This is a genomic window from Clostridia bacterium (assembly GCA_017438525.1).
In the GTDB taxonomy this organism is placed as follows: domain Bacteria; phylum Bacillota; class Clostridia; order Oscillospirales; family RGIG8002; genus RGIG8002.
Window position 1 is genome coordinate 1 of sequence record JAFRVI010000006.1, and the last position, 7,778, is coordinate 7,778.

A 7,778-nucleotide genomic window follows, 5' to 3' on the forward strand; every position below is an offset into this window, starting at 1 on the left:
CCCTTTTCCCACATCGAAATCCTCCGTTTGTTTCTTAGTCATGACTGGCAGGTCATTTCTATCTTATCACAAACGGAGGTTTCTTTCATCGGTTAACCTCTTTTGAACCACGCGACTATCGCGTGGTTTTCCTTTGACAAAAATAGAAGGACGGCGTATGCCGTCCTTCTTTCGAAACGCCCGTTTATCTTTTTTCTCCGAAAAACTCCGAAAGCACCGCCGCGCACTCGTCGGCGCATATCCCGCCGTAAATCTCGGGCTTGTGGGTGAAGCCCATCGTTCCTACGTCGCAGACGGAGCCGCAAGCGCCGTTTTTCGCGTCGTAGGCGCCGAAGTAGATGCGGCGGATGCGCGCGTTCAGCAGCGCGCCGGCGCACATCGGGCAGGGCTCCAGCGTAACGTAGATATCGCAGTCGGAAAGGCGCCAGCCGCCGACCGCTTCGCAGGCGCGTCCGATCGCAAGCATCTCCGCGTGGAGACGCGGATCGCCGTCCGCTTCGCAGCAGTTGCGTCCCGCCGCGATTATTTCGCCGTTACGCACGATCACCGCGCCGACCGGCACTTCGCCCTCCGCGGCGGCCTTCTTCGCCTCCGCGACGGCGGCTTCCATAAATACGTTTTTCATACTCTCTCAAGTGCCTGATCGAGATCGGCGATTATGTCCTTTATATCCTCGATGCCGACGGAGAAGCGCACCGTCCCCTCGGTTATGCCTCCGGCACGGAGCTGCTCCGCGGAAAGCTGAGCATGCGTCGTTGACGCCGGATGTATCACCATCGAGCGCGCGTCGCCGACGTTGGCGACGTTGGAGATCAGCTTCAGCGCGTCCATGAAGCGCGCGCCCGCTTCCCTGCCGCCCTTCAGCTCGAAGGCGAAGGTGCCGCCGATGCCGGCGGGCATATACTTCCGCTGCAGCGCGTGGTAACGGTTGCTCTCGAGCGCGGGGCAGTCGACGGAAGCGACCTTCGGATGCTGCTCAAGGTGCTTCGCCGCCGCGAGCGCGTTCTCGCAGTGGCGCTGCATACGCACGGAGAGCGTTTCGCACCCGAGCGTCAGCATGAACGCGTTGAAGGGCGAGAGCGCCGCGCCGACGTCGCGCAGGATCTGCGCGCGCAGCCGCGTGAGGAACGCGAGCTTGCCGAACTTCTCGCTGAAAACTATATCGTGATAGCTCTTGTCGGGCTTGTTGAACTGCGGGAAGCGCGGGTTGCCGCCGAAATCGAAGGTGCCGCAGTCGACGGTGACTCCGCCCATGCTCGTGCCGTTGCCGCAGATATACTTCGTCGCGGAATAGATGACTATGTCCGCGCCCGCCTCCTTCGGTCTGAATACCGCGGGCGTCGCGAAGGTGTTATCGACGACGAACGGCACTCCGGCTTCGCGGCATATCGCGGAAAGCGCGGCAAAATCCGGTATCGCGTCGGTCGGGTTGCCGACGGATTCGACGAAGACGAACTTCGTCTTTTCGTTTATCGCGGCGCGGAAGCTCTCCGCGTCGTTGACGTCCGCCCAGCGCACGGTTATGCCCATATTCGCAAGCGTCACGCCGAAGAGGTTGACCGCTCCGCCGTAAATGGAAGCGGACGAAACGAACTCGTCGCCCTGCCTGCAGAGGCAGAGCGCGGTCATAAGCATCGCGGCGTGACCGCTCGCCGCCGCGACGGCTCCGACGCCGCCGTCGAGCGCAGCTATGCGCTTCTCGAAAACGTCGACGGTCGGGTTGCCGAGGCGCGTGTAGATATATCCGTCCTCCGCAAGCTCGAATATCGAGCGCGCCTGCTCGGTGCTGTCGAACTTGTAAGCCGCGGTCTGATATATCGGCACCGCCACGGATTTCGTTGTTTTTTCCGCGTCGTATCCCGCGTGGACGGCGAGGGTGTCAAAACTGTAATTCTCCATAAAAAATATCTCCTGACGGCGTCGGATACCAAAAAATATAATTGATATTATTCGTCGGGTATGATATAATCGTATTTGGAAGCGATTGCCCGAACGCTCTTATTGCCGTTCAGTGCTATTATAATGGAGGAATTGCGAATGTGCAAGAGGTTTTTTTGTATATTGTTCGCCGCGGCGATGCTTTTGGCGGCGGTGCCTTCGTTTGCCGCGAACGCCGCGCTCTTTGAAAAGCCGGATATCGATCTTTCCTCCGACCACGTTCTTCTCGTCAACCTCAACACCGGCATAGAAGTATTCGGCGTAAACCCCGACGACACCGTCTTCCCCGCGTCGACGACGAAGATACTGACCGCGATACTCACGATAGAGGCGTGCCCCGATCTCGATGAGAAGGTCGAGGTAACGCGCTCCGCGCTGAACCACATAGACATATACAGCTCGCAGGCGGGACTGCTCGCCGGCGAACGCCTTTCCGTGCGCGACCTGCTCGGGCTGCTCATGGTCAAGTCCGCCTGCGACGCCGCGTGCGTGCTCGCCGAACGCGTTTCAGGTTCGGAAGAGGCGTTCGCGGATCTGATGAATGCAAAGGCGGCGGAGCTCGGCTGCACCGGCACTCATTTCGTCAACTCCAGCGGCATCCACAACGAGAACCACTACACCACCGCGCGCGACGTTTCGCTCATAACGCGGTATGCGCTGCAGAACCCCGCGTTCCTCGAGTTCTTCTCGATGAAGCAGGTGGCGACGGAGGCGACGGAGAAATCCGGCAAGCGCTTTTTCTCCACCACCAACTACCTGATCGATGCTAACCGCGGCGGCAAGTATTACTACAAGTTCGCCACCGGCGGCAAGACCGGCACGACGACTCCCGCCGGCCGCTGCCTCGTCAGCACCGCCAAAAAGGGCGAAGCCGAATACCTCTGTCTTGTCTTCGGCGCCTCCGGCGACAGCAAGGGCAACAACTACGCCTTTGACGACACGATCGCGCTCTATAAGTGGTGCTTCGATAATCTCTCCGTAGTCAAGATCGGCTCGAGCGAGGGCGCGCAGTTTGAAACGAAGCTCCGCTACGCCTGGAACCACGACTACGTGACGCTCGCCGTTGCCGAGGACGTCTACGCGGTCATGCCCAACGGCGCGGACGCGACCGTCAACCGCGACAACGCGGAAGGCACCGCGACCGGCCTGCTCGTTTCCGTAGACATCCCCGACCACCTCGACGCGCCCGTCGCGAAGGGCGATCCCGCCGGCACGGCCAAGTTCTTCTACCGCGACGAAGACGGCACGGTGGATCTCGCCACCGGCTCCGTCGTCGTTTACGAGAGCGTCGATCGCAACTTCTTCTCGTTCATCTTCACTAATATCGGCGCGTTCTTCTCTTCCACTCCGGTGCTGATAATCTTCTTCGTGCTTCTCGCCGCGCTCATCGGCTTCGTGATCTATATGCTCATCAGACGCTCGCGCAGCAACAGACACCGCACCACTTTCCGCCGGCGCAGGAGCGCAAAGACAAATTACAGACGCAGTTTCAGAAGATAATCATTCAGGAGGTAATGTTATGAAAAAACTGCTTTCACTCGCGCTCGCGCTCATCATAGCCGCGGCGCTTCCCGTCGCCGTTTTTGCGGTTGACACGCCGCCGATTATCGTCTCGACGGACGGCGGCGGCACCGCGTCTTATGAGGTAGTCTACGAAACCGACACGGAGATCACGCTGAACGTCACCTTCTATCCCGACGCCGGCCATGAAACCCTGCTCCTTTCGGTATCCGGCAGTCTCGGCGCCTTCGAAGAGCCGTTAGAATATAAAGAATTCAACGGTGACGCTCCGGAATCGATCGAGTTCACGGTGGAAAAGGATTACAAAACCATCACTCTGCTGATAATGTTCAAGGAATCCGGCGCCTCATTCCTCAAGGGCGACCTCGACGGCGACGGTGAAATCACCGTTTCAGACGCGCTCGCCGCGCTGCGCATCGCCGCGAAGCTCGCCGAGGAAACCGACGACGCGATCAGGATAGGCGACGCCGACGGCGACGGCGAAATCACCGTTTCCGACGCGCTGGCGATACTCCGCGTTGCCGCGAAGCTGGCGGATTCGCTGTGAGTTTGTCATCCTGATGGCGAAGCCCGAAGGATCCCCCGCCGTTTGCAGCCGCTTGCATAAAGAAGAGGATTCCTCGCTTCGTTCGGAATGACAGCGTTTAATCACAATACACATTTTTCAAGCTCCGCCTTCGAGGCGGAGCTTTGGGGAGAGATTATGAGCGAAAAAGAATACGCGCGGATCGCGTTCAACAAAGGCGTGCCGGAGAAGGTGCCGCTGTGGGAGCTGCACTTCCACCTCTGGAACAAGTATTCCGATGAAAAAGCGGTTTTCGGCGGCGAGTTCCTCGCGCTTCCGGACAGTGAAAAGGACGACGCGCTGAAGCGCGACGCGGAGATAATGGCGAAGGTCGGGCAGGAGCTCGGCTTCGGCGCCGTTTCGGTGCCGGATATGCCGTGGGACTGTCCCTACACGCTGCCGGAGGACGCGCGGCTGAAGCTGATACGCTTCCTGCGCGAGCTGGAGCCCGACTTCCTGGTCGGCGGCGGCAACAGCTGCTGCCTGGCGATGCCGGACAACGAGGAATATATGGACTTTTCGTATATGATGTACGACGCTCCCGAAAAAATAGTCGAGCGCGCGGAGAATATGCTTACGAACGGGCTTGAGCAGCTCGGGCGGATGGCGGACGCCGGCGCGGAGTTCGTATACCTGCCGAGCGATCTTTCCGACGCGCGCGCGCCCTACTTCAACCCCGAGCAGCTCGAAGCGTTCTTTATGCCCTTCGCGAAAAGATGGAGCGCGAGAGTCAAAGAGCTCGGGCTGATCCCGATATTCCACACCGACGGCAACATCATGCCGATAATCGACAAGGCGGTAGAGACCGGAGTCAACGCCCTGCAGGCGCTCGACCCGATCGCGGGAATAACCGTCAGCGGACTGCGCGAAACGCTGGAAGGCAAGCTCTGCCTCTGCGGCAACGTCGACTGCGGGCTGATGCTTTCCGGCGCGCCGGAGGCGGTCTACGCCTCCACCGCGGACATTATCGCGCAGGGCAAAGGCAGCCCCTTCGTGCTCGGCAACTCCAACGCCGTCGTCTACGCCACGCCGAAGGAGAACTACGACGCGTTCCTGCAGGCGTGGAGAGATAACAGATAAACGGATAAATTAAAAAAGCGTCCGCAAGCGCGGGCGCTTTTATTATATGTATGTGAGCACTCGGGCAGCTTTATCATACGAAGCATCGCCGGCGACGCAGCGCGTTTGTCATCCTGAGCGAAGCGGCGAAGCCGCGCAGTCGAAGGATCCTGAAGGTAACGGCTGTGTTATACCAAAAGTGCGCAGTCAAAAACGGGGGTTATCTTTCGCTTTCTTACACGCGCTTCCGCCGAAAAGGAAAGCTCGTCTTTAAGATCCTTCGACTGCGCTCCCTGCGGTCGTTCCGCTCAGGATGACACACCGACCGCTTCGCTGCGCGAGATCCTTCGACTCGCGCTCCGCGCTCGCTCAGGATGACAAAAACGCGAGGTTACTGCGTTAATGCGCGGGCGATCGAGAGCGCCCCTACGGCGCGCCGGCTGCGGCGGCGGTGATATTATCGCTGACGCGATAGTGATATTGCTCGCGTTGCTCGCAGTGGTATTACGCTCCGCATAGTGGTATTGCGGCTGCGCCGCAGATACAACCCCTCAGTCGCCTGCGGCGACAGCTCCCCTTGCACAGGGGAGCCGCGGACGAGCGATGCTCGTCCCTACGGTACGCCGCTGCGCGGCTACACCTCATCCGGCGCTCCGCGCCACCTTCCCCTCAAGGGGAAGGCTTCACCGCGACCTCCGCTTCGCTGCTCTCAAGGAGAAGGCTTCACCGCGCATAACAACGCCCCCGTCTGTCAACGGACGGGGGCGGGCGGCGAAACACGCAAACGCAAAACTTATTCTTTTTCGCCGTCGGTAGTATTATCTGCCGCGACGGCGCCGCTTATGCGCGGAAGCATTTACCACTTCGGCATATTCTCGACGAAGTTGCCCGCCGCATGGAGCGCCTTGCCCGCGGATTTCTTGATGCTGTTCATCTTCGGCTTCTTCTTGAGCATCAGTCCGCCGACCATGCCCATTGCGGCTCCGGCGGCGAAGCCCGCGGCGGCTCCTTTGATCGTACCCTTCATAAAACGACCTCCTTCGGTAGTTTCGTTTCTATTCTGTGTAAAAACGAAACCGTTATCCCGAGGATGCGCGTGAAATATTTGCATTTTTTAAAGCGCGTTTTATTGCGGCGTTCTGACCTTTTCCGGATACGCCGCGAGTATCTTTTTGATTTCGGCGAGGTTCACGCGTTGAAACTTATCCGCCCATTTCAGAAGTTTCCGCAGCGAGCCGAGCGTTTCCTTTTTGCCTTTTTCAATGCCGAGCTTGCGTCGGATATATCTGCGGATGATGCGGTATCTGTATTTGCGCCGCGGAACGCTGAGCAGGTATATCTCGTCCGCTTCTTCGAAGCAGCGGCCGCACCATTTGTAATAAACTCCCTCGATGATCCAGACGTCGTTCCGCAGTATGCCGCCGAGCAGCGCGTCGCGCTCCCGCGGATCGCGCTTCACGCCGTATCCTTCCGATTCGTTATCCCACTGCAGATCGTCGAGGTCGTAGTGCGGTATCCCGAGCTGCGCGGAAAGCTTTTTCGCGAGGTAGGTCTTCCCGCTTCCCGGCCCGCCTATGATACGTATCTTCATATCGTTACCCCCGCTTCATATCGAGCGCCGGTGGCGGTCAGAGCTCCGGCACAAAAAGCTTGAACTGCGCTTCCGTCATAACGAAAACGTCCTTCGGCGTTTTTGCTTTTCCGCGTTCGGCGGACACCCATATCCCTTCGTCGAGGCCGGAGATGAGCGACGGCTTCCCCTTGATGACCACGATTGCGGTCTCGTCGGCAGCGCGGGCCGGTTTCACCAAGACCTTGTTGTCGTTCAACGGTCCGGCGGCGCTCGTTCCGAAAGACGACATATGCGCGAACGATATATGATACTGCCGCCAATAGATTGCCCCGTTATCCGCACATTTGATCTGCGTCGCTTTCGTGGCGGTCTCATTAGTGATATACACGGCGTATTTCCGCTCGCGAAACACAAAAGCGTACTTCTTTACGTTCTCGTTCTCCTCGATCACCTTACCGAAAGAACGGCAATACTGATACAGCGAAAGCGAGTTTTCGCTGACGCACTCCATAATATCGGAAACGTCGCAGGAAAGCGCCGCGCATATCCGCGCGATCGTATCCGTCGTCACCGTCGCGTTTTTATTCAGCTTTGCGATGATGCGCGAGCTCAAGCCCGTAAGCTGCATCAGATCGGTTTTGGAAAGCCCTTTTTCCGCGAGGAGCTTCCAAAGCTTTGAATAATCGATATACATACGCCCGCCTCCTTCGCTTCTATGTTACCACAGAAAGGCGGTTTTGTCAATATTATTTTACGATAGTAAATATTATTTTGCAAATTGTGATTTTCGTTCTTTTATACGCCGCAGGCGGCTGATGATGTATCGGCCGGCGCCGAAATGATGCCGCTCGTTACACTCGCAATGATGCGATGTTTGCCCTCATGTGCCCGCAGGCACACATCATTGCCGAAGGCAACATCACTGGCGAAGCCAACATCATTTGCCCGTCAGGGCAAACATCATTCAAAAAAGCGTCTTTTGTCGGCAGACAAAAGACGCTTTTTTGATGGCACGCCCGGCGGGATTCGAACCCACGACCTTTTGGTTCGTAGCCAAACACTCTATCCGGCTGAGCTACGGGCGCGTTTTCGGTTTTTCCGAACTCCGAGGATATATTCTAA

General features: G+C 58.1%; 8 protein-coding genes and 1 tRNA gene. 3 read left to right on the forward strand and 6 right to left on the reverse strand.

Going from position 1 to position 7,778, the window contains the following annotated elements; all coding sequences use genetic code 11:
- Positions 1 to 184: 184 nt before the first annotated feature.
- Complete coding sequence (locus IJL83_00840) at positions 185 to 625, reverse strand: nucleoside deaminase (GenBank protein MBQ6552156.1); 441 nt, start codon at positions 623 to 625, stop codon at positions 185 to 187.
- Positions 622 to 1,899, reverse strand: coding sequence for an O-acetylhomoserine aminocarboxypropyltransferase/cysteine synthase (locus tag IJL83_00845; protein ID MBQ6552157.1), 1,278 nt, complete (start codon positions 1,897 to 1,899; stop codon positions 622 to 624). The genes IJL83_00840 and IJL83_00845 overlap by 4 nt, the downstream gene beginning before the upstream one ends.
- 138 nt (positions 1,900 to 2,037) lie before the next feature.
- Here IJL83_00845 and IJL83_00850 point away from each other — a divergent pair, with 138 nt between their 5' ends.
- From IJL83_00850 to IJL83_00860, 3 genes are all read left to right on the forward strand, one after another.
- Positions 2,038 to 3,438: a serine hydrolase gene (locus tag IJL83_00850; GenBank protein ID MBQ6552158.1), complete on the forward strand. Its 1,401-nt coding sequence runs from the start codon at positions 2,038 to 2,040 to the stop codon at positions 3,436 to 3,438.
- A gap of 19 nt (positions 3,439 to 3,457) precedes the next feature.
- The gene (locus IJL83_00855) at positions 3,458 to 4,006 is read left to right on the forward strand and encodes a dockerin type I repeat-containing protein (protein MBQ6552159.1); all 549 of its coding nucleotides are present in this window, start codon (positions 3,458 to 3,460) and stop codon (positions 4,004 to 4,006) included.
- A gap of 156 nt (positions 4,007 to 4,162) precedes the next feature.
- Positions 4,163 to 5,104, forward strand: a complete 942-nt coding sequence (locus IJL83_00860; GenBank protein MBQ6552160.1) for a hypothetical protein — start codon at positions 4,163 to 4,165, stop codon at positions 5,102 to 5,104.
- Positions 5,105 to 5,939: 835 nt separating this feature from the next.
- Here IJL83_00860 and IJL83_00865 read toward each other — a convergent pair.
- From IJL83_00865 to IJL83_00880, 4 genes are all read right to left on the reverse strand, one after another.
- On the reverse strand, positions 5,940 to 6,110 hold the full coding sequence (locus tag IJL83_00865) for a hypothetical protein (GenBank protein ID MBQ6552161.1): 171 nt from the start codon (positions 6,108 to 6,110) through the stop codon (positions 5,940 to 5,942).
- Between the two features lie 99 nt (positions 6,111 to 6,209).
- Positions 6,210 to 6,674 (reverse strand): DNA topology modulation protein FlaR, encoded by a 465-nt coding sequence (locus IJL83_00870; protein ID MBQ6552162.1) that lies wholly within the window; start codon positions 6,672 to 6,674, stop codon positions 6,210 to 6,212.
- Positions 6,675 to 6,711: 37 nt separating this feature from the next.
- Entirely contained in the window at positions 6,712 to 7,350 is a 639-nt protein-coding gene (locus tag IJL83_00875) for a helix-turn-helix transcriptional regulator (protein ID MBQ6552163.1), read from the reverse strand.
- Between the two features lie 314 nt (positions 7,351 to 7,664).
- Positions 7,665 to 7,741 (reverse strand) — tRNA-Arg (locus IJL83_00880).
- Between the last annotated feature and the right edge of the window lie 37 nt (positions 7,742 to 7,778).

Excerpts from the sequence above, each read along its gene's own strand:
- IJL83_00840 (MBQ6552156.1), bottom strand. The coding sequence starts at position 625 with ATGAAAAACGTATTTATGGAAGCCGCCGTCGCGGAGGCGAAGAAGGCC.
- IJL83_00845 (MBQ6552157.1), bottom strand. The coding sequence starts at position 1,899 with ATGGAGAATTACAGTTTTGACACCCTCGCCGTCCACGCGGGATACGAC.
- IJL83_00850 (MBQ6552158.1), top strand. The coding sequence starts at position 2,038 with ATGTGCAAGAGGTTTTTTTGTATATTGTTCGCCGCGGCGATGCTTTTG.
- IJL83_00855 (MBQ6552159.1), top strand. The coding sequence starts at position 3,458 with ATGAAAAAACTGCTTTCACTCGCGCTCGCGCTCATCATAGCCGCGGCG.
- IJL83_00860 (MBQ6552160.1), top strand. The coding sequence starts at position 4,163 with ATGAGCGAAAAAGAATACGCGCGGATCGCGTTCAACAAAGGCGTGCCG.
- IJL83_00865 (MBQ6552161.1), bottom strand. The coding sequence starts at position 6,110 with ATGAAGGGTACGATCAAAGGAGCCGCCGCGGGCTTCGCCGCCGGAGCC.
- IJL83_00870 (MBQ6552162.1), bottom strand. The coding sequence starts at position 6,674 with ATGAAGATACGTATCATAGGCGGGCCGGGAAGCGGGAAGACCTACCTC.
- IJL83_00875 (MBQ6552163.1), bottom strand. The coding sequence starts at position 7,350 with ATGTATATCGATTATTCAAAGCTTTGGAAGCTCCTCGCGGAAAAAGGG.